The 24,604-nt window shown below is 70.9% G+C and carries 22 protein-coding genes; 14 read left to right on the top strand and 8 right to left on the bottom strand.

Annotation, left to right across the window (positions count from 1 at the left end; all coding sequences use genetic code 11):
- The first annotated feature begins 31 nt into the window (after positions 1–31).
- A complete protein-coding gene (locus tag AUL34_RS09540; RefSeq protein WP_156420860.1) occupies positions 32–499 on the top strand; it encodes a hypothetical protein in 468 nt (155 codons plus the stop codon).
- 22 nt (positions 500–521) lie between these two features.
- Here AUL34_RS09540 and AUL34_RS09535 read toward each other — a convergent pair whose 3' ends face one another.
- Complete coding sequence (locus AUL34_RS09535) at positions 522–1,577, bottom strand: NAD(P)-dependent alcohol dehydrogenase (RefSeq protein WP_061933477.1); 1,056 nt, start codon at positions 1,575–1,577, stop codon at positions 522–524.
- Positions 1,578–1,776: 199 nt separating this feature from the next.
- On the opposite strand from AUL34_RS09535, the gene AUL34_RS09530 reads away from it, so the two are divergent.
- Together AUL34_RS09530 and AUL34_RS09525 are read left to right on the top strand one after the other, a co-directional pair.
- A complete protein-coding gene (locus AUL34_RS09530) occupies positions 1,777–3,150 on the top strand; it encodes an alpha/beta hydrolase (protein ID WP_061933476.1) in 1,374 nt (457 codons plus the stop codon).
- On the top strand, positions 3,147–4,694 hold the full coding sequence (locus AUL34_RS09525) for a GMC family oxidoreductase (RefSeq protein WP_061933475.1): 1,548 nt from the start codon (positions 3,147–3,149) through the stop codon (positions 4,692–4,694). The genes AUL34_RS09530 and AUL34_RS09525 overlap by 4 nt, the downstream gene beginning before the upstream one ends.
- A 59-nt stretch (positions 4,695–4,753) precedes the next feature.
- Here AUL34_RS09525 and AUL34_RS09520 read toward each other — a convergent pair whose 3' ends face one another.
- Positions 4,754–6,208, bottom strand: a complete 1,455-nt coding sequence (locus AUL34_RS09520; protein ID WP_061933474.1) for an NAD-dependent succinate-semialdehyde dehydrogenase — start codon at positions 6,206–6,208, stop codon at positions 4,754–4,756.
- A 282-nt stretch (positions 6,209–6,490) separates the two neighbouring features.
- Here AUL34_RS09520 and AUL34_RS09515 point away from each other — a divergent pair, with 282 nt between their 5' ends.
- The 3 genes from AUL34_RS09515 to AUL34_RS09505 all read left to right on the top strand — a co-directional run bounded on the left by AUL34_RS09515 (position 6,491) and on the right by AUL34_RS09505 (position 9,451).
- Positions 6,491–7,864 (top strand): MFS transporter, encoded by a 1,374-nt coding sequence (locus AUL34_RS09515; protein ID WP_061933473.1) that lies wholly within the window; start codon positions 6,491–6,493, stop codon positions 7,862–7,864.
- Between the two features lie 78 nt (positions 7,865–7,942).
- A complete protein-coding gene (locus AUL34_RS09510; protein ID WP_061933472.1) occupies positions 7,943–9,208 on the top strand; it encodes an arsenic transporter in 1,266 nt (421 codons plus the stop codon).
- 63 nt (positions 9,209–9,271) lie between these two features.
- Positions 9,272–9,451 (top strand): hypothetical protein, encoded by a 180-nt coding sequence (locus AUL34_RS09505; protein WP_082653275.1) that lies wholly within the window; start codon positions 9,272–9,274, stop codon positions 9,449–9,451.
- Positions 9,452–9,463: 12 nt separating this feature from the next.
- Here the strand turns inward: AUL34_RS09505 and AUL34_RS09500 are convergent, their stop codons facing one another.
- Positions 9,464–9,958, bottom strand: coding sequence for a ferritin-like domain-containing protein (locus AUL34_RS09500; protein ID WP_061933470.1), 495 nt, complete (start codon positions 9,956–9,958; stop codon positions 9,464–9,466).
- A gap of 191 nt (positions 9,959–10,149) precedes the next feature.
- On the opposite strand from AUL34_RS09500, the gene AUL34_RS09495 reads away from it, so the two are divergent.
- Both AUL34_RS09495 and AUL34_RS09490 read left to right on the top strand, forming a co-directional pair.
- A complete protein-coding gene (locus AUL34_RS09495) occupies positions 10,150–10,995 on the top strand; it encodes a type 1 glutamine amidotransferase (RefSeq protein ID WP_061933469.1) in 846 nt (281 codons plus the stop codon).
- Between the two features lie 64 nt (positions 10,996–11,059).
- Positions 11,060–11,362 carry a hypothetical protein gene (locus AUL34_RS09490; protein WP_061933468.1) on the top strand — a complete coding sequence of 101 codons (303 nt, stop codon included), beginning with the start codon at positions 11,060–11,062 and terminating at the stop codon, positions 11,360–11,362.
- A 7-nt stretch (positions 11,363–11,369) separates the two neighbouring features.
- On the opposite strand, the gene AUL34_RS09485 is transcribed toward AUL34_RS09490, so the two are convergent.
- Entirely contained in the window at positions 11,370–12,620 is a 1,251-nt protein-coding gene (locus AUL34_RS09485) for a glycerate kinase (protein WP_061933467.1), read from the bottom strand.
- The gene (locus AUL34_RS09480) at positions 12,613–13,224 is read right to left on the bottom strand and encodes a TetR/AcrR family transcriptional regulator (RefSeq protein WP_061933466.1); all 612 of its coding nucleotides are present in this window, start codon (positions 13,222–13,224) and stop codon (positions 12,613–12,615) included. The genes AUL34_RS09485 and AUL34_RS09480 overlap by 8 nt, the downstream gene beginning before the upstream one ends.
- A 176-nt stretch (positions 13,225–13,400) precedes the next feature.
- Between AUL34_RS09480 and AUL34_RS09475 the strand changes: the two genes are divergently transcribed.
- Genes AUL34_RS09475 through AUL34_RS09465 form a run of 3 tightly spaced genes read left to right on the top strand, consistent with a single transcriptional unit; the run spans position 13,401 to position 17,201 of the window.
- The gene (locus AUL34_RS09475) at positions 13,401–13,898 is read left to right on the top strand and encodes a (2Fe-2S)-binding protein (protein WP_061933465.1); all 498 of its coding nucleotides are present in this window, start codon (positions 13,401–13,403) and stop codon (positions 13,896–13,898) included.
- Complete coding sequence (locus tag AUL34_RS09470) at positions 13,895–14,953, top strand: xanthine dehydrogenase family protein subunit M (protein WP_061933464.1); 1,059 nt, start codon at positions 13,895–13,897, stop codon at positions 14,951–14,953. Before AUL34_RS09475 ends, AUL34_RS09470 begins: the two co-directional genes overlap by 4 nt.
- Positions 14,946–17,201, top strand: a complete 2,256-nt coding sequence (locus tag AUL34_RS09465; RefSeq protein ID WP_061933463.1) for a xanthine dehydrogenase family protein molybdopterin-binding subunit — start codon at positions 14,946–14,948, stop codon at positions 17,199–17,201. The genes AUL34_RS09470 and AUL34_RS09465 overlap by 8 nt, the downstream gene beginning before the upstream one ends.
- 131 nt (positions 17,202–17,332) lie before the next feature.
- On the opposite strand, the gene AUL34_RS09460 is transcribed toward AUL34_RS09465, so the two are convergent.
- Complete coding sequence (locus AUL34_RS09460; protein ID WP_082653274.1) at positions 17,333–18,325, bottom strand: MBL fold metallo-hydrolase; 993 nt, start codon at positions 18,323–18,325, stop codon at positions 17,333–17,335.
- Positions 18,326–18,698: 373 nt separating this feature from the next.
- Here AUL34_RS09460 and AUL34_RS09455 point away from each other — a divergent pair, with 373 nt between their 5' ends.
- Positions 18,699–19,079, top strand: coding sequence for a VOC family protein (locus AUL34_RS09455; RefSeq protein ID WP_061933462.1), 381 nt, complete (start codon positions 18,699–18,701; stop codon positions 19,077–19,079).
- 54 nt (positions 19,080–19,133) lie between these two features.
- On the opposite strand, the gene AUL34_RS09450 is transcribed toward AUL34_RS09455, so the two are convergent.
- Together AUL34_RS09450 and AUL34_RS09445 are read right to left on the bottom strand one after the other, a co-directional pair.
- The gene (locus AUL34_RS09450; RefSeq protein WP_061933461.1) at positions 19,134–19,481 is read right to left on the bottom strand and encodes an arsenate reductase; all 348 of its coding nucleotides are present in this window, start codon (positions 19,479–19,481) and stop codon (positions 19,134–19,136) included.
- A 79-nt stretch (positions 19,482–19,560) separates the two neighbouring features.
- A complete protein-coding gene (locus AUL34_RS09445; protein WP_061933460.1) occupies positions 19,561–20,532 on the bottom strand; it encodes a tripartite tricarboxylate transporter substrate binding protein in 972 nt (323 codons plus the stop codon).
- A 238-nt stretch (positions 20,533–20,770) separates the two neighbouring features.
- Between AUL34_RS09445 and AUL34_RS09440 the strand changes: the two genes are divergently transcribed.
- Both AUL34_RS09440 and AUL34_RS09435 read left to right on the top strand, forming a co-directional pair.
- Positions 20,771–21,610 carry a MipA/OmpV family protein gene (locus AUL34_RS09440; protein ID WP_061933518.1) on the top strand — a complete coding sequence of 280 codons (840 nt, stop codon included), beginning with the start codon at positions 20,771–20,773 and terminating at the stop codon, positions 21,608–21,610.
- Positions 21,611–21,934: 324 nt separating this feature from the next.
- Complete coding sequence (locus AUL34_RS09435; RefSeq protein WP_061933459.1) at positions 21,935–24,571, top strand: transglycosylase domain-containing protein; 2,637 nt, start codon at positions 21,935–21,937, stop codon at positions 24,569–24,571.
- Positions 24,572–24,604 lie beyond the last annotated feature (33 nt).

Genomic DNA, 24,604 nt, shown 5'->3' with positions numbered 1-24,604 from the left:
TCCAGTGCCCATGATCGGGCGCGAGGTTGCGATGCTGGCAGGAACCCTGGTTTGGGAGTTGGGACGCGACACGCTCTCCCTGTCGCCCGAACTTGTCGAACGGCTCGGCTTGATGACGTCCGACCCCGACGCGGTGCATGTTTCGGCCTATCGGGACAGGATCGTCGCGCCCGACGTCGACGGGATCTACGAGCGGCTGGCGCGCAGCTTCCTGCATTCCGAACCGCTGACGAACTTCTACGCCTTGCGTCTTGCCGACGGCACGACGATCAAGGTGCGCAGCAGCAGCCGGTGGGAGCTCGTCGGATCCGACAAGCCGACGCGGCTGATTTCCGTCATCAGCGAGGTCGACGGCGCGATCCATTCCGAGATCGAGGACGAGTTCATCGAGCGCCTGATCGAACTGCGCTTCCTGGCCGAGAAACTGCCCGACAAAAGCTACCGGGCCCTGGTCGACGAACTCCTGGAAGAAGTCTGGAAGCGCCGCCGCCCGGCCTGAGCCGGACGGCGACGGATCGGTCTCAGGCGGCCGTCTTCAGCGTCGCCATGTCGATCACGAAGCGGTACTTCACGTCGCTCTTCAGCATGCGCGCATAGGCCGCCTCGATGTCCTCGATGGCGATCATCTCGATGTCGGAGGTGATGCCGTGCTCGGCGCAGAAGTCGAGCATCTCCTGCGTTTCCGCGATGCCGCCGATCAGCGAACCGGCGAAGGAGCGGCGCTTCCAGATCACCGAGAAGGCCGCGACGGAGAGCGGCTTTTCCGGCGCGCCGACCTGGCACATCGTCCCGTCGCGCTTCAGGAGGTTGAGGTAGGCGTTGACGTCGTGGTCGGCGGCCACGCAATCGAGGATGAAGTCGAAGGAGGTCGCATGCGCCTCCATCTGGGCCGGGTCGGTCGAGACGATCACCTCGTCGGCGCCGAGGCGCTTGGCGTCGGCGGCCTTGTTCGGCGAAGTGGTGAACAGGACGACGTGCGCGCCCATCGCGTGGGCGAGCTTGACGCCCATGTGGCCGAGGCCGCCGAGGCCCACGATGCCGACCTTCTGGCCAGGGCCGACGTTCCAGCGCCGTAGCGGCGAGTAGGTGGTGATCCCCGCGCACAGGAGCGGAGCGACGGCGGCGAGTTCCAGGTTTTCCGGCACCCGCAGCACGAAGCCCTCGTCCACCACCACGGCTTCCGAATAGCCGCCCATGGTGACCTTGCCGGTCTCCTTCTCGATGCCGTTGTAGGTGCCCACGAATCCGTTGTCGCAATACTGCTCGAGGCCGTCCGCGCAGTTCGGGCAGTTCTGGCACGAGCCGACCATGCAGCCGACGCCGGCCAGATCCCCGACCTTGAACTTGGAAACGGCCGAGCCCACCGCCGACACCCGGCCGACGATCTCGTGGCCCGGCAGGCAGGGATACATCGTGTTGTGCCACTCGTTGCGCGCCTGGTGCAGGTCGGAGTGGCAGACGCCGCAGAACAGGATGTCGATCTTGACGTCCCGCTCGCCGACGTCGCGGCGCTCGAAGGAATAGCGCGACAGCGGCTGGTCGGCGGACTCCGTGGCGAAGCCTTCGCAAGCGAACATGGGCATATCTCCATTGGTGATTCGCGATCGAACCTAGCGCCGGATCGACCGCGCGCAAAGGCTCTCCGGTGGATTGCACGAGGTGCCGGAGCTCGATGTCGCCGGGATGACGGGGCGACAGTTTGCAGCAGCCCCTCGCGGAACCGCTTGGCCGGCCAAACTTTAGACAGGCTCGAAATCGGAACGTCTCGCGGAGCCCATGTCCCCAGTTCTCCCGGTACCGGATCGTCCGGCGCTCGTCTTCCTCCATGCCCTCGGTTCGAGCCGCCATGCCATCGACGGCGTGGCAACGCTTCTCGCCGACCGCTTCGATGTCCTTGGGCTCGACCTGCCGGGGTTCGGCGATGCTCCGGTGTGCGACGGCACCGGCGTCGCGGAGATGGTCGCCCACGTGGCCCGGCGCCTCGAAGGCCGCCTGCCGGCTCGCTGGCTCCTGGCGGGTCATTCCATGGGCGGCAAGATCGCCTCCGTCCTCGCCGCCCGGGTCCTCGCAGGGCGCGAGCCGCTGTTCGGCCTCGGCGGCATCGTGCTTCTGGCCGCCTCGCCCCCGAGCCCGGAGCCGATGGAGGAGACGAGGCGCGAGGACATGCTGTCCTGGGTCCGCGGCGGACGGCCGCTGCAGCCGGATGCGATCCGCCGCTTCATCGACGCCAATGTCGGCGAGCCTCTGTCGCCGGCGGACGACGCCCGGATGCAGGAGGACCTCGCGCGCACCACGCCGGAAGCTTGGGCCGCCTGGCTGGAGCGCGGCAGCCGCGAGGACTGGTCCTCGACCGTCGGCACATCGCCCCTGCCCGCGCTGATCCTGGCGGGCGGCGCGGACGGCGACCTCGGCCCCGACGGCCAGCGGCGCACCAACGCCCTGCATTATCCGCGCGCCGAGATGACGGTGCTGGCGGGCGCCGGCCACCTCCTGCCTCTGGAGCGAACGCAGGACGTCGCGCACGCCATACGGCGTTTCTGGGACGAGCGCGCCGGGGTGGAGCCGCCCGTGCCGCTTGCCACCGCCCGTCTCATCGCCTCCGCCCGCGTCAGCGCGCGCACGCGGTCGATCCACGCCCATCGCGTCCTCGCGACCGACCCGGCGCCGCCGTCCGGCTTCCTCACACCGGCGCAACGTCGGACCCTCCACGCGCTCGCGACCCGCGTCGTGCCGCAGGAAGGGCCGCCGATCGATCTGGCCGCGCGCGTCGAGGATCAGATCGGCCGGGGGCGCGGCGACGGATGGCGTGCAGCCGACCTGCCGCCCGACCGGGAGGCCTACGCGGCCGCCCTCGATGGGCTCGCGGGCCTCGAGGACCTGTCGCCGGAGGCTCAGGACGCCCGGATCGGCGAACTCGCCGAGGGCAGGCTGACGGCCGCGGGCGGCCTGACGGCCGAGCAGATGTCGGCCTGGTTCGAGGACGTGCGCACCGATCTCGTGCGCCACTGGCTCGCCCATCCCGCCACCATGGCGCGGATCGGCTTCGACGGCTTCGCCAACGGCGGCGACGGGGAGCGCAAGCAGGGCTACGACCGCCTCGGCGCGGGCGAACGGGAAGCCTGGGAACCGGCTTTGGAGACCATTCGATGAAGCTTGAATCCCAGCGTCGCCACGGCGTCAACGACACGGTGGACGTCGTGGTGGTGGGCACCGGCGCAGGCGGCGCGCCGCTTCTCGCCATGCTCGCCGCCAAGGGCCTCAGCGTCGTCGCGCTGGAAGCCGGGCGCAACTTCGAGCCGGGCGACCATACGCCCGACGAGATGGAGGGCAACGACATCAACTGGATGGAGGAGCGCCTGTCGGGCGGCGAGACCCCGACCGCCTTCGGTCCCAACAATTCCGGGATGGGCGTCGGCGGCTCGACGCTGCACTGGGGCGCCTTCACCCCGCGCCCGAGCGAGGCCGACCTCCGGCTCCGCTCCACCACCGGCGAGGGTCGCGACTGGCCGATCCGGCATGCCGAACTGACGGGCTATATCGAACGGGTGGAGCGCTTCATCGGCGTGTCGGGACCGGCCGACTACCCCTGGGATCCGGCGCGCCGCTATCCCCTGCCGCCGCCCAAGCGCAACGCCTCTGCCGACATGATGATGCGCGGCTGCGAGGCGCTCGGCATCCGTGCCGCCGACGCGCCCGCGGCACTCGTCTCGCGCGACTGGGCGCAGGACGGCGCCCCGGTGCGTCAGGCCTGCATCAATTGCGGCTCCTGCCACCAGGGCTGCCGCAACGGCTCCAAGGCCAGCATGGACACGACCTACCTGCCGCTCGCCGTCTCGATGGGCGCGGAGATCCGCCCGGAGGCGCGCGTCCACACGATCGAGCGCGACGCCGCCGGCCGCGTCACGGCGGTCGTCTATCGCCAGGGCGGCGAGGACCGGCGCCAGCGCTGCCGGCATCTCGTGCTGGCGGCCGGCGGCGTCGAGACGCCGCGCCTTCTCCTGCATTGCGGTCTCGCCAATGCAAGCGGCCAGGTCGGGCGCAACTTCATGGCCCACGGGGCGACGCAGGTCTGGGGCCGCTTCGAGACGGAGATGCGCGGCTGGCGCGGCTATCCGTCCTCGCTTCTGACCGAGGACATGATCCGGCCGGCCGACGCGGACTTTGCCGGCGGCTACCTCATTCAGAGCCTCGGCGTCATGCCACTGACCCTCGCCACCACGCTGACGCGCGGTACCGGGCTCTGGGGTCCCAAACTCGTCGAGGCGATGGACGGCTATCGCTTCATGGGCGGCGTCGGCATCAACACCGAGTGCCTGCCCTACGACGACAACAAGCTGGAACTGTCCGACGAGACCGACGACTTCGGCATGCCGCTGGCCCGCGTCAGCTTCGGCCTGAAGGCCAACGAGCAGGCGATCGACCGGCATGCGGTGCGCGTCATGAAGCGGATCGTCGAGGCGGCGGGGGGCCGGGACATCCGCGTCCTGCCGCGCACCGCGCATACGATCGGCACCTGCCGCATGGGCACCGATCCCGGCGACTGCGTGGTCGATCCGGACGGGCGCTCCCACGAGATCGACAACCTCTGGATATCGGACAACTCGGTGTTCCCGAGCGCCGTGATCGCCAATCCGGCCCTCACCATCATGGCCCTGTCGCTGCGCACCGCCGAGAGGTTCCTGGCGAGGGCCTGATCGGGCCGACCGCGCGCATCAAGACGGCCGGGCGGTCCGGCCGTCTTGCCAAGCGGGCGTTACAGGCCGCCCATGTGAAGGGCCTTGATCTCCAGGTATTCGTCGATGCCGTAGGCCGAACCCTCGCGCCCGAGGCCGGACTGCTTGACGCCGCCGAAGGGGGCCGATTCCATCGACACCGAACCGGTGTTGAGGCCGACCATGCCGAACTCCAGCGCCTCGCCGACACGCCAGGCACGACCGATGTCGCGGGTGTAGAAGTAGGAGGCGAGGCCGAAGGGCGTGTCGTTGGCGATCGCGATCGCCTCCTCCTCGGCGCCGAAGCGGATGAGCGGCGCGAGCGGACCGAAGGTCTCCTCGTTGGCGAGGAGCATCGAGGTGTCGGCCCCGGTGAGCACGGTCGGCGCGACGAAGCGGCCATGGCCCTTGTCCCGGCCGCCCTCGACGAGCCTGGCGCCCTTCGAAAGCGCGTCCTCCATGTGGCGGACCACCTTCTCGGCCGCCGCGTCGTTGATCAGCGGACCGACCGTCACGCCCTCGTCGAAACCGTTGCCGAGCCGCAGCTTGGCGGCCTCGGCCGCCAGCCGCTCGGCGAAGCGGTCGTAGATGCCGTCCTGCACCAGGATGCGGTTGGCGCAGACGCAGGTCTGGCCGGCATTGCGGAACTTCGACATCATCGCGCCCGCCACCGCCTGGTCGAGATCGGCGTCGTCGAAGACGATGAAGGGCGCGTTGCCGCCGAGCTCGAGGGAAAGCCGCTTCAGCGTCTTCGCCGACTGTTCCATCAGGAGCCGCCCGACCGGCGTCGAGCCGGTGAAGGAGAGCTTGCGCACCGTCTCGTTGCCGGTCATCTCGGCGCCGATGGGCTTGGCCTGCCCGGTGACGACGCTGAAGACGCCCTTCGGGACACCGGCCCGCTCGGCGAGCACGGCGAGTGCCAGCGCGCAGAACGGCGTGAGGTCGGCGGGCTTCAGCACCATCGGACAGCCGGCGGCAAAGGCCGGCGCCGCCTTGCGGGTGATCATCGCGATGGGGAAGTTCCAGGGCGTGATCGCGACGCTGACGCCCACCGGCTCGCGCAGCACCAGGATCCGCCGGTCGCCGGCGGGGCCGGTGAAGGCGTCGCCGTAGATGCGCCGCGCCTCTTCCGCGAACCACTTGGCAAAGCTCGCGCCGTAGGCCACCTCGCCCTTCGCCTCGCCAAGCGGCTTGCCCTGCTCGGCCGTCATGATGGCGGCGAGATCGTCGGCGTTCTCGAGGATCAGCTCGTTCCAGCGTTCCAGGATCGCAGCGCGCTTGGCGGGCGGGGTGCGGCGCCACGCCGGGAAGGCCCGCTCCGCCGCCTCGATCGCCGCGCGCGTCTCGGCCGCGCCGCAATCGGGCACGGTGGCGATCACCTCGCCGGTCGCGGGGTCCGTGACCTCGATCGTGCCGCCGGCATCGATCCATTCGCCGCCGACGAAGGCCTGGCTGCGCAGGAGGGAGGGATCCTTCAGGCGGGACTGGAGCTGCATGTCGGCGTTCCTTCAAAGCTCGTGCGGAGGGGCCGGTCGCGGTGTCGCCAGTCGGCGGCCGACCCGCTCGCGGGAAGACATGTCCCACGATGTCGCGCACCGGAACGGCGGGCGCAAGCGGCACGAGGCGGATCGATGCGGGGCGAGGCGAAGCCAGCGCGACAGTCGTTCGGGCGAAGAATCAAACATATCGCACGCAACCTTTCCCCATCACACGGACTTGATAGCCGGCTGCCAGTCCAGGGACCGACCGTTCGGACCCGGCTTCAAAGGACGTGACGCATGAGCACCATCGCCGCCGCGCCCACCGCGCACGCAAAGGAACAGCCGTCGCGCTCCATCCGGGCGCTCGGCGCGGTGAACTTCTTCCTCGCCGACGTGCGGGACGGGCTCGGGCCGTTCCTCGGCATCTTCCTGGTCGGCCAGGGCTGGAACGCCGCCACGATCGGCCTGGTGATGACGATCGGCGGTATCGCCGGCATGCTGGCGACGACGCCGCTCGGCGCGCTCGCCGACGCCTCGCGCGCCAAGCGGTTCATGGTCGGCTTCTGCGCGGCCCTCGTGATCGTCGCCTCGCTCGCCATCCTGTTCGTGCCGACCTTCGCCTTCGTCACCGCCTCGCAGATCGCGACCGGCATCGCGGGCGCGGCCATCGGTCCCGCGCTCGCCGGCCTGACGCTCGGCCTCGTCGGGCAGAACGGCCTCGCCCACCAGCTCGGCCGCAACGAGGCCTGGAACCACGGCGGCAACGTCTTCGCCGCGGCGGGCGCGGGCTTCTTCGGCTACGAGTTCGGCCTGCCCGCCGTGTTCATCCTGATGACGGTGATGGCGGTCGGCTCGATCGTCGCGGTGCTGACCATCCGTCCCGGCGACATCGACCACGACGTCGCGCGCGGTCTCGACCGCAAGGAGGGGGCCGATCGCGAGCCGCCCTCGGGTTTCAGCGTCCTGTGGCGGTCGCGGCCGCTTCTGATCCTCGCCGCGACCCTCATGCTCTTCCACTTCGGCAACGGCGCCATGCTGCCGCTTCTCGGCCAGCAGGTGGCCGCCCAGGCCGAGAACGGCTCCACCGCTGCCCCCGCCGCATCCGACACCTCGACCACCGCCATTCCGCCGGGTTCGGCGACCGCCGGCCGGCCCGCCGCCGAGCCGGCCCGCCAGCCCTCGACGCTGCAGACGCTTCTGGCGGACCCGGTGTCCTACACGGCGGCGACCGTGATCATCGCGCAGTTGACGATGATTCCGATCGCGCTTCTGGCGGCGGGCTTTGCCGGCCGGCGCGGCTATTTCCTGCTTCTCGTCGCAGCGCTCGCCGCCATGCCCTTGCGCGGCCTCATCGCCGGCCTGTGGCCGAGCCCCTACGCGCTGGTGCCGGTGCAGATGCTGGACGGCGTCGGGGCGGGCCTTCTCGGCGTTGCCGTGCCCGGTCTCGTCGCCCGCATGCTGCGCGGCACCGGCCACATCAACGCCGGCCTCGGCGCCGTGATGACCGTCCAGGGCGTCGGCGCCTCCTTGAGCCCCGCGATCGCCGGGATGATCGTGACACGCTTCGGCTATTCCACGGCCTACCTGGCGCTGGCGGGCTTCGCGCTCTGCGGACTCGTGCTATGGCTCGTGTCCTCGCCGAAGGTCGCGGCCGCCTGCTCCGGCGACTGACGCCGGCGACCCGCCACCGCCCGATCCCGACCCTCCGCTTGCGGTGACGAGCCTCGAGCCCTGCCGAGTCCGCCCCGCATGTTCGCCAGCCTCCACATCGCCACCTGGATCGTCAGCGCGCTCACGGTCTTCGGCGTCATCTTCCGGCCGGGCCGGTGGCCGGAATGGGTCTTCGCCGCGGGAGGAGCGGCCCTCCTCGTCGTGGCGGGTCTCCTGCCCTGGCAGGAGGCCGCCCACGGCATCGCCATGGGCACCGACGTCTACCTGTTCCTCGCCGGGATGATGCTTCTGGCGGGCACCGCCCGGCGCGAGGGCCTCTTCGACTACCTCGCGGCCTTCGCCGCGCGCTCGGCCAAGGGCTCGCCGCAGCGCCTCTTCCTCCTGGTCTACGCAATCGGCACGCTGGTCACGGTGTTCCTGTCGAACGATGCGACCGCCGTGGTGCTGACGCCGGCCGTGATCGCCGTGGCGCGCGCGGCCAAGGTCGTCTCGCCCCTGCCCTATCTCCTGATCTGCGCCTTCGTGGCCAACGCGGCGTCCTTCGTGCTGCCGATCTCCAACCCAGCCAATCTCGTGGTGTTCGGCGAGGACCTGCCGCCGCTCGGAGACTGGCTCGCGCGCTTCGCGCTGCCCTCGGCCCTCGCGATCCTCGCCACGTTCTGGATCCTGCGCTGGACGCAGCGCCGGCATCTCGTGGGCGCCACCCGCACCGACATCGCCATCCCCGCGCTCTCGGTTGGCGGGCGCATCGCCGCCATCGGGCTCTGCGCGGCGATCGTCGTCCTCCTCACCGCCTCGACGCTCGGGTTCGAACTCGGCCCCCCGACGCTGATCGCCGGTCTCGTCACGGCGCTGGCGGTGATGATCGGCGAGCGATCGAACCCGCTGCCGCTCGTCCGGGAAGTGTCCTGGGATACGCTGGCGCTCGTCGCCGGCCTCTTCGTGATCGTGCGGGCGCTGGAGGTAAGCGGCCTCCAGACGACGCTGATCGACGCGCTCCAGGGACCGCTCAATGCCGCGCCGGACCTCGGCGCCTTCGCCGCCGGCAGCGCCCTCGCCTTCGGCACCAACCTCACCAACAACCTGCCGCTCGGGCTCCTGGCCGGCGCCTTCACCACGGCGGCGGACCTGCCGCAACGCGTGGTGGATGCGATTGTCGTCGGCATCGACATCGGCCCCAACCTGTCGGTGACCGGTTCGCTGGCGACGATCCTCTGGCTCACCGCGCTGCGGCGCGAGTCCCTCGATTTCGGCGCGCTCGCCTTCCTGCGCCTCGGCTTCCTCGTGATGCCGCCCGCGCTGGCGCTGGCGCTGCTGGCCGTCCTCTATCAGCCCTGGGGCTGAAGCGCGCACGGCCTTGCCGCGAAGCGCTGCCGGGCGCAGGGTATGGCCAAAGGGGAGACCGCGATGTTCCTCGAATACCGCAACTGGCGCCCGCCCGAGCCCATCAAGCCCACCCCGCGCCTGTCCCGGCGCGGGGAGCGGGTCGTCCTGTGGATCCTGGCGCTCAACCTCGCCATGCTGCTGCTCGGGCCGTTTGCCGGAACCAGCGTGTTTCAGGGCCTCTGGGCGCTGATCGCGGGCTGAGCCGGGGACCGGTCAGTCCTCGTCGGCATCCTCGTTGACCGAGCTTTCGGCGAGGTCGGACAGGATGTCGTCCGTGTTCTCCTCCTCGATCAGCGTTTCCTTCAGAAGGTCGGCCGCCTCGTCGAGCTCGAGCTGCTCGGCCCAGGCCAGAAGCGTGCCGTAGCGGGTGATCTCGTAATGCTCGACGGCCTGCGCCGCCGCGATGATGCCGGCATCCAGCGCCTCGGAGCCGGCGAACTCCTCCATCACTTCCTGGCCCTCCGCGATGATGCCGAGGATCGCCTTGCATTCGACGCCCTCGGGCTTGGCATCGACCAGGCCGAACACCTCCTCGAGACGCTTCACCTGCTCGCGGGTCTCTTCGAGATGGACGCCGAGCGCCGACTTGAGGTCGGTCGAGGTCGCCGCATCCATCATCGGCGGCAGGGCCTTCAGGATCGCGTTCTCGGCGAAATACGTGTCCTTCAACTGGTGCAGGAAGAGATCGTTGAGGGTCTTGTCGGCCATTGTTCGTCCTCGTGGCTGAAGGGCGGGCGGGCCGCCCGGATCGTCGGCGGGTCAAGCCGGGGGGCTCGCCCTTCGTTCCCGCCCCTGTTCGTAGCCACCTTCGGAAGTCCGCGCCGCGTGACAATCGACCCCATGGCCTCGCCCGGCCTCCGGCCTATCTCGGACCCTCCTCCTGCCGAAGAGACAAGCCTTTGCCCCTCCGCTTCCTGATCCTTGCCAGCGAGACCCCGGACCAGCGCGAAGCGAGGCGCCGGGAGGTCGGCGCGTCCTCCGACGAGACCTACGCCGAGACGCTGAGGGCGATCGAACCCGGCCTGTCCTGCGACACCCTTTCCTGCGTCGACGGCGACGCCCCGCCGTCGGTCGAGGCCTTGCGCGCCTTCGATGGGATCGTCCTGTCCGGCTCGCCCATCCAGATGCAGGAGGAGACACCCGAGACCCGGTCCGCCGCCGCCTTCATGACGCGCGTCTTCGAGGCGGGGACGCCGGCCTTCGGCTCCTGCGCCGGCCTGCAGATCGCCAGCGTCGCGGCGGGCGGGCGCTGCAAGCCGCGCTCGCCCCGCATGGAGGCGGGCTTCGTGCGCGGCATCGTGGCGACGGAGGCCGGGCGCACCCATCCGCTTCTGGCCGGACGGCCGCTCGCCTGGGACGCCCCCGCCATGCATTCCAGCGAGGTGGCGACCCTTCCCGATGGCGCGACGATCCTGGCGGGCACGCGCACGACACCGGTGCAGGCCATCGAGATCCGCCGCGGCGCCGGCACGTTCTGGGGCGTCCAGTACCATCCCGAGCTTTCGCTCGCCGAAATCGCGGCCGCTCTCCGGCGTCAGGCGGACGACCTTCTGGAAGAGAAGCTGGTGCTCGACGAGGCCGCTCTCGAGGCGCATGCCGCCCGCATCGACGCGCTCGACCGCGAACCGGACCGGCGCGATCTCGCCTGGCAGCTCGGGCTCGACCGGGAAGTGACGGAGCCGGCGCGACGCATGCGCGAACTGCGCAACTTCATCGCCCACATGGCCGCCCGGAAAGCCGCATAATCGTTGCAGATCAGGGGCTTGATACCCATATCGGGGGAACCGGACACCGTCCCCCGAGAGCTTCATGAAACCCGATCTTCTCCATGCCCTCTTCCACGATATCCAGGCCTACGGCTCCGTGCGCCTGCGCAAGTCCAAGCTCCTCTGGATGCTCGGCCGCGTCCTGGAAACGCCCACCGTCTGGGACATGCTGATGCGCGAATGGGCCGAGTTCGGCCAGACCCGGCCGCTTCACGGCTTCCAGCACGGCGACGAGATCACGCTGGCGCTGCACGCGACCGACGACATCGGCGCGCGCTGGACCACGCGCCGCGAGCCGACCTCCCGGCCGATGCCGCTCCTCCAGCATCTCGAGCCGGCGGCCTGACGCCAGCCTAGTCCCTGCCGTGCACCAGGATGGCGCGGAAGTCGTTGACGTTGGTGAAGGTCGGTCCCGTCACCACCAGCCGGTCCAGCGCCGCGAACGGCGTGTAGGCATCGTGCGCCGCGAGATGCGCGGGGAGGTCGATGCCGGCCGCGCGGGCCTGTGCCGTCATCGACGGGTCGAACCAGGCGCCGGCATTGTCCTGCGATCCGTCGATCCCGTCGGTGTCGCAGGCGATGGCCGAGACGCCGGGGTGGCCGTCGAGAGCAAGGCCGAGCGACAGGAGATACTCGCTGTTGCGACCGCCGCGCCCACCGCCAACGCCCCGCCCCACCGTCACCGTTGTCTCGCCGCCCGACAGGAACAGCGTCGGCCGGTCGGAGCGGGCGGCCCGCACCCGGGCGGCGTGCGCGGCACCCACCGCGCTCGCCTCGCCCTCGATGGCATCGCCCCAGATCACCGGCTCGATCCCGAACCCGCGTGACGCCTCGGCCGCCGCCTCCAGCGCCATCATCGGCGTCGCCAGCATGTGGAAGACGCCGGCGTCCCGGCCGGGGACGGTCGCGGCATTGGCCTCGATCGCCCGCACGAGGCGTTCGGCCAGCGCGATGTCGTAGCGAGCGAGGATCGCGAGCGCGGCGTCCGGCCTCGCCGCGTCCCGAACGGTCGGCCCGGAGCCGATCGTGCCGGGGTCGTCGCCCGGCACGTCCGAGATCGCGTAGGTGACGAGCCGCGCCGGGGCGATGGCGGTCGCCAGTCGCCCGCCCTTGATCGCCGACAGCGCCTTGCGCACCGTGTTCATCTCGCCGATCGGCGCGCCGCATGCCAGAAGCGCGCGGTTGACGGCCTGCTTGTCGGCGAGCGTGATGCCCGGCGCCGGCAGCACGAGGAGCGAGGAGGCGCCCCCCGACATCAGCACCACGACGAGGTCGTCCGGCCCGGCGCCCTCCGCCAGCGCCAGGATGCGGAGCGCGGCAGCCTCGCCGGCGGCGTCCGGCACCGGATGCGAGGCTTCCACAACTTCGATCGATCGTGTCGGCACGCCGTGCCCGTAGCGCGTGACGACGAGGCCTTCGCAGGGGGCCTCCCAGGCCGCTTCGAAGGCGGCCGCCATCGAGGCCGCGGCCTTGCCGGCGCCGAGGACGACGGTGCGCCCGCGCGGGCGCTCCGGCAGACGGCCCGCGAACCGCCCGGCGGGCATCGCGTGCCGCAGCGCCGTGTCGAACACCGCGCGCAGGATCGCACCATCGTCCTTACCCATCGTCCCCTCCCTCGTCCGGGCGCCTGGCCCCGGCGCGCATGCCATCCACGAACACGTCCATCAACCGGACCACGTTGCCCTCCCAATCCGGCTCCTTCGCCATGAGGCAAAGGCCGACGAGGGTCTGGAGAAGGTCCTCCGGCCCGATGTCACCCCGGATCTCGCCGGCCTCCACGCAGCGATGCAGGAGCATGCCGACGGCTCGGGTGAGTTCGGTGAACGAAAAGGCGTAGAGTTCGGAACCGCTGTCCACCGCCAGCGCCAGCGCCGTGAGCATGCCGCGCTTGGTGGCGACGAGCCGCACCTCCTCGCGCAGCCACAGGCGAAGCGCGGGAAGTGGCGGCTCACGCGCCGCCAGCGTCTCGGCGAGCCGGGCGAGTTCGCCGACCTCGCGCCGGTAGACCGCCTCGAACAAGGCCTCGCGCGTCGGAAAATGGCGATACAGCGTGCCGATGCCGACCCCCGCCTTGCGGGCCACGGCCTCAAGGCTCGCGCTGCCGTCTGCGGCACGAAAGACCTCGGCGGCGGCGGCCAGCAGGCGCTCGCGGTTCCGCGCCGAATCGGCTCGGATCTTGCGCGTTGCCTTCGGAGGATCGGGCACCATTTCCGGAATTGGAATCGCTCCAGCCTTGTAAACGGAGGGCGCCTCCGTATAATTGGACCCGGCACACGCATCTCCCTTGGAAATGCGCACCCCGTGTCCCGCCTGGCCCGACGTCCGCTCGCCAAACGCGCGGCTCCGGCCTGTCCGGTTCGACATATCACCGAAAGGGTGACGGCATGAACCATTCCCTGCATCTGACGATCAACGGAACGGCGCACGAGATCGTCCTCGACGATCCGCGCGTCACCCTCCTCGACCTCCTGCGCGAGCGGCTCGACCTCACCGGCACCAAGAAGGGCTGCGACCGGGGCCAGTGCGGCGCGTGCACCATCCTGGTCGACGGGCGCCGGGTCGTCTCCTGCCTGTCGCTGGCGCTGTCCTTCGACGGCGCGGACATCCTCACGATCGAGGGCCTGGCCCGAGACGGCGAGTTGCACCCCGTCCAGGCCGCCTTCATCGCCCATGACGGGTTCCAGTGCGGCTACTGCACGCCGGGCCAGATCATGAGCGCCGTCGGCCTGATCAGCGAGGGCCAGGCGGAGGGCGACGTCGAGCGCGTCCGCGAGGGAATGAGCGGCAACCTCTGCCGCTGCGGCGCCTATGCGGGCATCACCGAGGCCGTGATCGAGGCGCACGGCGCGATGACGCAGGCCGACCGGGAGAAGGCGGCATGAACCGCTTCGATTACGTCCGCCCCGCGACGGTGAGCGAGGCGATCGCCGCCGCCGCCCTGCCGGGCTCGGCCTGCCTGGCCGGCGGCACCAATCTCCTCGACCTGATGAAGGGCGGCGTCCTGGCGCCCGAGCGGATCGTCGACCTCACCCGCCTGCCCGGCCTGTCGGCGGTGGAGCATCTGCCCGACGGAACCACCCGCATCGGCGCTCTCGTGCGCAACGCCGACCTCGCGCACGACCGCACCTTCGCCGCGCGCTTTCCGGCCGTGGCCGAGGCGCTTCTGTCGGGCGCCTCGGGGCAGCTGCGCAACGCCGCGACCGCCGGTGGCAACATCCTCCAGCGCACCCGCTGCGCCTGTTTCGCCGACCCGGCCAGCGCCTGCAACAAGCGCGAACCGGGCACGGGCTGCAGCGCCATCGGCGGCGAGAATCGCTCGCATGCGGTGCTGGGCTGGAGCGACCGCTGCATCGCCACACACCCTTCCGACTTCTGCGTTCCCCTCGCCGCGCTCGGCGCGGTGGTGGAACTCGAAGGCCCGGACGGACGGCGCGAGGTGCCGCTCGCCGACTTCCACCGCCTGCCCGGCGAGACGCCGGAGATCGAGACCGAGCGCCGGCCGGGCGAGATCGTCCTCGCTCTGCGCCTGCCCGCCGATGCCGCGGGTTTCCGGGACCACGCGCGCTACCTGAAGCTGCGCGAGCGCACGTCCTACGCCTTCGCGGTCGTCTCGGTCGCCGCGATGCTGCGGATCGAGGGCGGGCGGATCGCGGATGGCCGCATCGCTCTCGGCGGCGTCGCGCTGAAGCCCTGGCGCGCGCGCGAAGCCGAAGCGCTTCTGGCCGGCGCCGAGCCCGGCGGCGACGCCTTCGACCGGGCGGCCGAGGCGGCTCTCGCCGAGGCGCGCCCCTCCGGCGACAACGCCCACAAGATCGAACTCGCCCGGCGCCTCGTCGTGCGGGCGCTGAAGCTCGCCGCGGCCGGCACGCCGGAGCGCGTTCCCGCCCTGCCGGGCTCCCCCTTCGCCCCCGTCCCGGAAGGATCGCTCCATGTCTGAGATCGGCCTCACGAACGACCCCGGCCGCATGCGGCACGGCTCCAACATCGGCCAGCCGATGACGCGCCGCGAGGGCGTCCTCAAGGTGACGGGCTCGGCGACGTTCGCCGCCGACAACCACCCCCCCGGCATGCTCTACGCGGTGCTCGCCACCGCCACGATCGCGCGCGGACGGCTCGTCTCGCTCGACGAGGCGGCGGCGACGGCTCATCCCGGCGTCGTCGCCGTGATGACGACGGCCAACCGGCCGCCGCTCGCCATGGATCCGGACGCCAAGACCAACCCGTTCATGTTCCGCCTCGACCTCCTGCAGAACGACCGGATCCGCTATGCCGGCCAGCCGGTCGCCGTGGTGGTGGCCGAAACGCTGGAGGCGGCGACGGAGGGCGCAGCGCTGCTGTCGCCACGCTTCGAGGCCGAGCCGGCGCGCTCGACGCTCGACGATGCCGACGCATTCGCGCTCGAAACGGTGGGCGCCGGCAATCCGGGGCAAGCCGAGATCGGCGACGTGGAAGCCGGCCTCGACACGGCCGGACGCACGGTGGACGTCACCTACGAGACGCCCGCCCAGTATCACAACGCGATGGAGCCGCACGGCGTCGTCGCCCGCTGGGAGGGCGACCGGCTCGAACTCGACATGCCGACCCAGTCCCTGGCGATGGCGCAGCAGCGCCTTGCCGGCCTCTTCGGCATCGCGCCGACCGACATCCACATCCGCAGCCCGTATCTCGGCGGCGGCTTCGGCTCCAAGGGTTTCCCGGCCGGGCCGCAGGTCCTCGGCATCATGGCGGCGAGGATAACCGGGCGCCCGGTGAAGCTCGTGCTGCGCCGCGAGCAGATGTACGGGCCCGTCGGCCATCGCGCCCCGACGCGCCAGCGCATCCGGCTCGGGATGACGGAAGGCGGCGCGCTGACCGCGATCGAGAACCGCACGCGCACCGCGTCCTCGACCTTCGACGACTTCTTCGAGCCCGCGGCGGACGTCGCCCATACACTCTATGCCAGCCCCGCCATCCGCACCGTGCACGAGGGCGTGCGCCTCGACACCGGCACGCCGCTCTTCATGCGCGCGCCGGGCGAGGCGTCGGGATCGATCGCGCTCGAGAGCGCCATCGACGAGGCGGCGGAAGCGACCGGGATGGACCCGCTCGCCTTCCGCCTCAAGAACTACGCCGAGCGCGAGCCGATCTCCGGCAAGCCCTTCTCGTCCAAGGCCCTGCGCGCCTGCTACGAACAGGGCGCCGCCCGCTTCGGTTGGGCCGGGCGGCCGCTGGAGCCCCGCTCGATGCGCGACGCGGCGGGCCGCCTCCTCGGCTGGGGCATGGGCACCGCGACCTTCCCTGCGCTGATGTTCCAGGCCAAGGCGCGGGCGACGATCCGCGCCGACGGCTCCGGGCTCCTGGAGACGGGGGCCCACGACATGGGCCAGGGCGCCTGGACGGCGCTTGCCCAGATCGCTGCCGATGCGGTGGGCCTGCCGATCGAGCGCGTCGAGTTCCGCGCCGGCACCTCCGACCTGCCGGACGCCGGCATCGCGGGCGGCTCCGGCCACACGGCGACCGCCGGCATGGCGCTCCACGCGGCGGGCGCAGCGGTGATCGCGAGGCTCGCGGAGATCGCCACCGCCGACGAGGCATCGCCGCTCTATGGCGCGGGCAACATCGGCACGCTCGCTCAGAACGGCCGCCTCGTGCGGCGCGACGACGAGACCCGTGGCGAGGACTTCGCCACGATCCTGCGCCGCGCCGGGCTGGACAAGGTCGAGGCCGACGGCCAGTCCGCCGCCGACCCCGCCGCGCGGGACGCCTATGCCATGCACGCGCACGGCGCGGTGTTCGCGGAAGTCTCGGTGGACCCCGACCTCGGCCAGATCCGCGTCACGCGGCTCGTCGGCGCCTTCGCGGCGGGCCGCGTCATCAACCCGCGCATGGTGGAGAGCCAGCTCTTCGGCGGCATGATCTGGGGCCTGTCCTTCGCCCTCCACGAGCATGCCGTGGTGGACCGGCGCACGGGTCGCGTGATGAACGCAGACCTTGCCGAGTACCGCATCCCCGTGAATGCCGACGTGCCCCCGATGGAGGCGATCCTCGTCCACGAGGACGATGCCCACGTCAACGCGCTCGGCATCAAGGGCGTCGGCGAGATCGGCATCACCGGCACGGGGGGCGCCATCGCCAACGCGGTGCGCCATGCCACCGGCCGACGCGTGCGTCGCTTCCCGATCGGGCTGGCCGATCTGATCGGCTAGTCGGAGAGGGTCGACAATCCCGCCCCGCCGGTTGCCGGCGGGGTTCTATTCTGCGAGCTGTCGGCGAACGGGGTCCGTCCCGACAGCGTCGCGGATGCAGGCGCCGGGGCGGGCCGTCGCGCGCCGGCTGCTCAGGCGTCCGGCACGTCCCAGACCTCGCCCGGCAGCATCGGGCGGAAGCGCTCGCGTGCCAGCTCGCGCGCTTTGAGGGCGTCGGCCAGGAGCCGCCCCGGCTCGTCGATCGGCTCGTCGGTCAGCTGGAAGGTCGACCAGTGGTGCCCGGCGGCGAAGCCGGCCTTCGCCAGGACCATGCCCTCCACCGCATCTTCCGGTCCCTGGTGCTGGGCGGCCATGAACCAGCGCGGCGCATAGGCGCCGATCGGCAGGATCGCCAGACGGAAACCGCCGTGCTTCTGCGCGGCCGCACGGTAGTTGATCCCCTCGTGAAAGCCCGTGTCGCCGACATGGTAGATGCGGCCCGCCCGCGTCTCCACGGCGAAGGCCGCCCAGAGCGCCATGCGCCGGTCGTTGATGCCGCGGGCCGACCAGTGGTGGGCGGGCTCGACATGGACGACGGCGCTTGCCGCCTCGATCCGGTCGCCCCAGTCGCCGGTCAGGAGGCGCATGCCGGGCACCGCTTGCCCCACGATCCGGTCGTTGCCGAGCGGCGTGACGACGAGGGGATCGTGCGCGGCCTTGAGCCGGGCGAGCGTATCGGTGTCGAGGTGGTCGTAGTGGTTGTGGCTGAGAAGCACGATGTCGATGGGCGGCAGACGATCGAAGTGGATGCCGGGCTCCACCACGCGCCGGGGCCCGGCGAAGGACACGGGCGAGACGCGCTCGGACCAGACGGGATCGGTCAGGATGTTGAGGCCGCCGGCCTGGACGAGAAGCGTCGCGTGGCCGACCATGGTGACGCGAAGATCCTCGACGCGCGGCTCCGGAACGGCCTGGGGAAACGGGCTCCGGACCTCCCGCGGCCAGACGGCGCGGCTGCCGCCGCCCCCGAACCGCCAGCGTAGGACGTCCGACAGCGATCCGGGCTCGATGCCGCCGGGGTTGAAGAAGCGCGTCCCGTCGAAATGGTCGCTGGCGGGCCCGTCGTAGTAGCGGTTGCGGGCCATGGCCATCCTCGTGCCGCTGCCGGTCGCCAGGGCGCCGAGGCCCAGCGTCGTCAAGATCTGTCGTCGGTTCATGGCTCCGGACCCTAGCGGCACCGCCGTCCGACGCAAGGCCGGCCATCGGTCGCGGACGGGAAACTCGACGTGAACCGTTCGGGGCGATCTGCCGCCGGCAGACGCGTGGAAGCCCTCGTCGCGGCGGTGCTAGACGGGCTTGGCCTTCCGGCGGGTGCCAGGACGATGGCCGGGACGTCGCGACATCCCGCTTGCCCTTCGACGCCGGCGTGCGATGGTTGCGGGCGATCGGCTCGATGGCGGCGAACGAAGAGCGCCGTCCCGTCGTTGACGCGCCGCAGTTCGTATCCGGGGAGACACCATGTTCACGCACGTCATGATCGGCAGCAACGACCTGGAGCGATCCAGGGCCTTCTACGACGCCACCTTCGCGGCCCTGGGCGGCCGGCCCGGGGAGACGGATGCCGGGGGGCGGCTGGTCTATCGCCACGAAGGCGGCCGGCTGATGATCACGACCCCGATCGACGGCAAGCCGGCGACCGCCGCCAATGGCGGGACGATCGGCATTGCCGCCGCAAACCCGGACCATGTCCTCGCCTGGCACAAGGCCGGCACGGCGCATGGCGGAACCGCGGTCGAGAGCCCGCCCACCGAGCGCCCGAACGGTGCCTTCGTCGCCTATCTCCGCGACCCGGACGGCAACAAGCTCTCGGCGCGATCCCCGGCGACGAAGGGGGCCTGAGACGCGTCGCTCCGGCGGCCGCTACGGCCCCTTCGTCACCCGACCGGCGCGGGCTCAGCCGAAGGCGCGCTCATAGGCCTCCGGCCGAAAGCCGACGAGCACGGTCTCGCCCGTCTCCACCACCGGTCGCTTGATGGCGCTGGGATGAGCGAGCATCACGGCGACCGCCCTGTCCTCGTCCAACCCCTCGCGCTCGGCCTCGGGCAGCTTGCGGAACGTCGTCCCAGCGCGGTTCAGCAGCGTCTCCCAGCCCGCGGCCCGGCACCAGCGCCGCAACTGCGCCTCGTCGACCCCTTGCGTCTTGAAGTCGTGGAAGCCGTGAGGGAGCCCGTGCGCGTCCAGCCAGGCGCGGGCGCGCCTCACCGTGTCGCAGTTGCGGATGCCGTGGAGGATGATGGTCAAAACAAGCGCTTCCCCTGAAAACGAAGGAAGGGCGAATCGCTTCGCCCTTCGGATCGGTGACGACGGTTTGGGGTAGACGCTACTCGATCCGGGCGCCGGCCGTCTCGATCACCGGCTTCCAGCGGGCGATCTCCTTGGCGACATGGGCGGCGAGTTCCTCCGGCGTGCCTCCCACCACCGTCGCGCCGACCTCGGCGAGCCGCGACTTCACCGTGGGATCCGCGATCGCCTCGTTGGCGGCCTTGTTCAGCGTCGCGACCACCTCGGGCGGCAGGCCGGCGGGGCCGAAGAACGCGTTCCAGGTGTTGGTCTCGTAGCCCGGCACGCCGGCCTCCTCCATGGTCGGCACGTCAGGGAAATTGGCGGCGCGCTGCTTCGTCGTCACCGCCAGCGGGCGCAGCGCGCCCGACCGGATGAACTCCGTCGAGGAGGGCAGGTTGTCGAAGTTGATCGGCACCGCGCCCGAGATCGCGTCCACCAGCGCGGGGCCCGACCCCTGGTAGGGCACGTGCACCATGTCGGTGCCGGTCATCGACTTGAAGAGTTCGCCCGACAGGTGCAGCGGCGTGCCGTTGCCGGAGGACGAATAGACCTCCTCCCCCGGACGCTCCTTCAGCCGCGCGATGAGCTCCGCCACGGTCTTGGCGGGATAGTCCTTGTTGACGGTGAGGACGTTCGGCACGGTGACCAGCCAGACCACCGGGGTGAAGTCGGCGATCGGGTCGAAGGGCGGCTTGGCGTAGAGCGAGGCCGACAGGGCGTGCGTGGCGATCGTGCCCATCAGGATCGTGTAGCCGTCGGGCGCGGCCTGCGACACGAAGGTCGCGCCGAGGTTTCCGCCCGCTCCGCCCTTGTTGTCGACCAGCACCTGCTGTCCCAGCCGCTCGCTCATCTTCTGCGCGATCGTGCGGGCCACGAGGTCGGTCGAGCCGCCGGCCGCGAACGGAACCACGAGCGTGATCGGCTTGTCGGGATACCCTTGCGCGGCGGTGCCCGAGGCGGCGGCGACAAGAAGCGCGAACGCTCCGGCAATCGTGGATAGGGTCTTCATGCGTCCTCCCTGGAACGGCCCTCCCGGGCAGCGCGCGAAGGATGACCGTCCGGGCGGCGCCGCGCAATCGGCCACGGGCCGCGCCGCTGTCGAAACCCGGTCGCACCGGTCAATTGGCTGTGTCCCCAAGGCAACGGCGTTGCCGGGAAGACTCGGTCGAGGCGCCTCTGCGGTTGAAACGGAACGGCTGGTGCGAAAGATGATCGCAAAGGCGTCCTTGTCGCCACCGGAGTTCGTCATGTCGCATCGTCTTCTCGCCGGCCTCCTGGCTGCCTCGTCCCTCTTGGCAGTGCCCGCTCTCGCCGCCGACGTCGCCGACTACGGCACGGTCGATACGAGCGAAGTGGCGATCGTCAACAATGCCGACCTGATCATCGAGCTGGGCGCCGGCATCTCGACGCAGCCCGCCTATGAAGGCTCGGACGACTACGACGTGTCGGGCTTCCCGATCGTCGGCCTCCAGTACCTCAGCATTCCCGGCCTGTTCGACATCGGCTCGCCGGACGAGCGGCGCGGCGGCCTGCGCATCTCGCCGTCCTTCCGCTTCATCGACAAGCGCAACGCCGACAAGTACCGCGAGCTCGACGGCACGCTGCCGCTGGAGCGCAGCTACCAGCTCGGCCTTCGCGCGGGCTACGAGTTCCCGGTCTACGACACGCTCAACATCGAGATCTACGGCGAGGGCCGCTACGCCTTCAACGAGGGCGAGGGCTTCGTCGGCGGCGCCGGTTTCGACTTCATCTCCCGCCCGACGGCGGAGTGGGAGTTCAAGCTCGGACCGCGCACGACCTTTGCCGATTCCAACTACATGAGCACCTATTTCTCGGTGCGTCCGATCGAGTCGATCGCCTCGGGCGGGCGCCTCGGCGCCTACGACGCGGACGGCGGCTTCAAGTCCGTCGGCGTCGCGGCCTCCGCGCGCTACGAGTTCCGCCCGGACTGGTTCCTGAACGCCAACGCCGCCTACGAGCGCATGGTGGGCGACGCGGCCGACTCGCCGATCGTCAAGGTCGGCTCGGAGGACCAGTTCTTCGCGGGCTTCGGCCTCTCCAAGCGGTTCTCGATCGACCTGTTCTGATCGACGTCCGCCCTTCGGCATCCGGAAGGCCCCGTTCGCTCGCGAGCGGGGCCTTTTGGCATCTTAGCGACGGACTCCGGGGCGCGTCCCGCCGCGTCCGCTTCGCCCTTAACCCCCTGTCAGCCTTCGTTAACGCCCCGTTAAATCGCCGCATTTAGTCTGCACGGCCAACCATGGGAACGGCTGTCGGCGGGTCCGTGCGCGGCTGGAAAGTTCAGCGCGCGTTCAGGCGCTCCGTCCCATGGATCGCATGCAACCGGCAGCATCCGGGGCCGAGCGGCGCCGGGCAGCGGCCGGCGTTCGAAAGACGAGGGGACAGTCGCGATGGCCGCGAGGCGCAAGGGCGAGCGAATCGAGCCGAGCTTCGGCGGGCGGGAGGCCAAGGGCGACGAGATCCGCATCTCGGCCGACGACCGGGCCGTGGCGAGCGCCGCGCGCGCGCCGCGCGGCCGCCAGATCGACGGCGAGGCGACGCGCCGCGCCCGGGACCTTGGCTCCGACAAGCGCGGCGGCCGGCGCGGCTCGGACGGCGGGTCCGGCGGCGGCGACAACGGCGGCAACGACGGGGGCCGGCGCGGCTTCTTCGGACGGCCGCGGCGCCGACGCTCGTTTCTCGGCCACCTCGTGCGCCTGTCGTTCCTGGTCCTGTTCTGGGGCGGGATCGCGGGCCTCGGTGTCATCGGCTACTTCGCGATCAAGCTGCCGCAGGAGGCCTGGGCGATCCCCGACCGGCCGCCCAACGTCAAGATCGTCTCCGTTTCGGGCGAGCTCCTGGCCGACCGGGGCACGACGGGCGGGGAGGCGGTCGCGCTCGACCGGATTTCCCCTTACGTGCCGCAGGCGGTCATGGCGATCGAGGACCGGCGCTTCTACACGCATTGGGGCGTCGATCCCGTCGGCATCTTGCGCGCCTTCTCCGAGAACATCGCCGCCGGCGACACGGTGCAGGGCGGCTCGACGCTGACCCAGCAGCTTGCCAAGAACATCTTCCTGACCCCCGACCAGACCCTGCAGCGCAAGGTGCAGGAGGCGATCCTGGCGCTCTGGCTGGAGACCAAGTTCTCCAAGGACCAGATCCTGGAGATGTACCTCAACCGGGTCTACTTCGGCTCCGGCGCGACCGGCGTCCAGGCTGCCGCCCGGCGCTATTTCGACAAGAACGCGGATGAGCTGACGCTGATCGAGTCGGCGACGCTCGCCGGCCTCCTGAAGGCGCCCTCGCGCCTGTCGCCGGCCCGCGACCCGGAGGCCGCGCGCGCGCGCGCCGGCGTCGTCATCCAGGCGATGCTGGAGGAAGGCAAGATCACCAAGGCCGAGGCCGACGACGCCCTCGCCTCCAAGCCCACCAAGGCCCGCAGCTTCTGGACCGGTCCCGAGCACTACGCCGCCGACATGGTGATGCGCGATCTGCCGCTTCTCGTCGGCGGCGAGATCAAGGAGGACGTCGTCGTCGAGACGACGATCGACCTCACCCTCGAGAAACAAGCGCAGAAGGCGATCGCCGACACGATCGACCGGGCGACCCAGAACGTGACGCAAGGGTCGCTCGTCTCGATCGACGGCACGGGCGCCATCCGCGCCATCGTCGGCGGGCGCGACTACGCCTCCTCGCAGTTCAACCGCGCGGTGGACGCCAAGCGCCAGCCGGGCTCGGCCTTCAAGCCCTTCGTGTACGAGACGGCGCTGGAATACGGCGTCCGGCCGGAGACGGTGATGAACGACGCGCCGGTCAAGATCGGCAACTGGTCGCCCTCGAACTACGACAACCGCTTCCGCGGCCCGGTGACGGTGGCGGACGCGCTGATGCGCTCGCTGAACACGATCGCCGCGCAGCTCACCGCCCAGGTCGGTCCCGCCGCCGTGATCGAGACGGCCAAGCGCATGGGAATCAACTCGCCGCTGGTCGACAACGCGTCGCTGGCGCTCGGCACCTCGGAGGTCTCGCTCCTCGAACTGACCGGCGCCTACGCGACGTTTGCCAACGGCGGCTACCAGGCGACGCCCCATCTCGTTAACAAGGTGACCACGGTCTCGGGCAAGCTGCTCTACCAGCGCGACGACGCGGTGCCGCCCGTGATCGTGACCGCCGACATCGTGGGCATGATGAACGCGATGATGACGCGTGTCGTCTCCTCCGGAACGGGCCGGCGCGCGGCGCTGAAGGGCTGGCAGGTCGCCGGCAAGAGCGGCACGACGCAGGACTTCAAGGACGCCTGGTTCGTCGGCTACACCGCCAATCTCACCACCGGCGTCTGGCTCGGCAACGACAACGGCAAGCCGATGCGTCAGGTGACGGGCGGCTCCCTGCCGGCCGACGCCTGGAAGGAGTTCATGACGGCGGCCCACGAGGGACTGCCAGCCATGCCCCTGCCCGGCGACTACCGCATCGGCGAGCCCGGCAACCAGCCGATGGCGTCGGGCTACGGCGACCGGATCATGGGCTACGATGCGGACGGCAACCCGGTCTACGAGAGCAACGAGCTGCCGGGACCGGGTTCCGACGCACCGGGCATGCCGGGCGCCGACGACGGCAGCCTGCCGCCGATGGCAGCGCCCGGCGGCATCGTGCCGGGACAGGACGGCTATGCCGAGCGCCCGGCGCGCGGCGAGCCCCAGCCCGAACCGCAGTATCGGCGCACGCCGGGCTACCGCGACCTGCCGCCCGAGCCCGAATACGCCCGTCGCCCGCCACCGCGCGGAGACGATCCCTACGGCGACGACGCCTATGGCGGCCCGCCACCGGAATACGACTACGGCGAGCCCGCCCGCATGCGCCCGCCCGCCGACGTCGGCCCGCCGCGCACCGTCGGCCGGCGCCAGCTGCCGCCCGATGCCGTTCTGGAAGGACCGGCGATCGCGGTCAGGCCCGACCAGCTGCCGCCCGACGCGGTCCTGGAGGGGCCGGCCCCGGGGGGACGGGCGAGCGATCGCTCTCTGTTCCGCGGCCTCTTCGGGGGCTGAGGTCTGCTGAAACGCAAAAGGCCGCCGGCAGGT

The organism is Aureimonas sp. AU22 (genome assembly GCF_001463745.1).
Lineage (GTDB): Bacteria > Pseudomonadota > Alphaproteobacteria > Rhizobiales > Rhizobiaceae > Aureimonas.
This window is presented reverse-complemented; position numbering and strand designations above follow the sequence as displayed.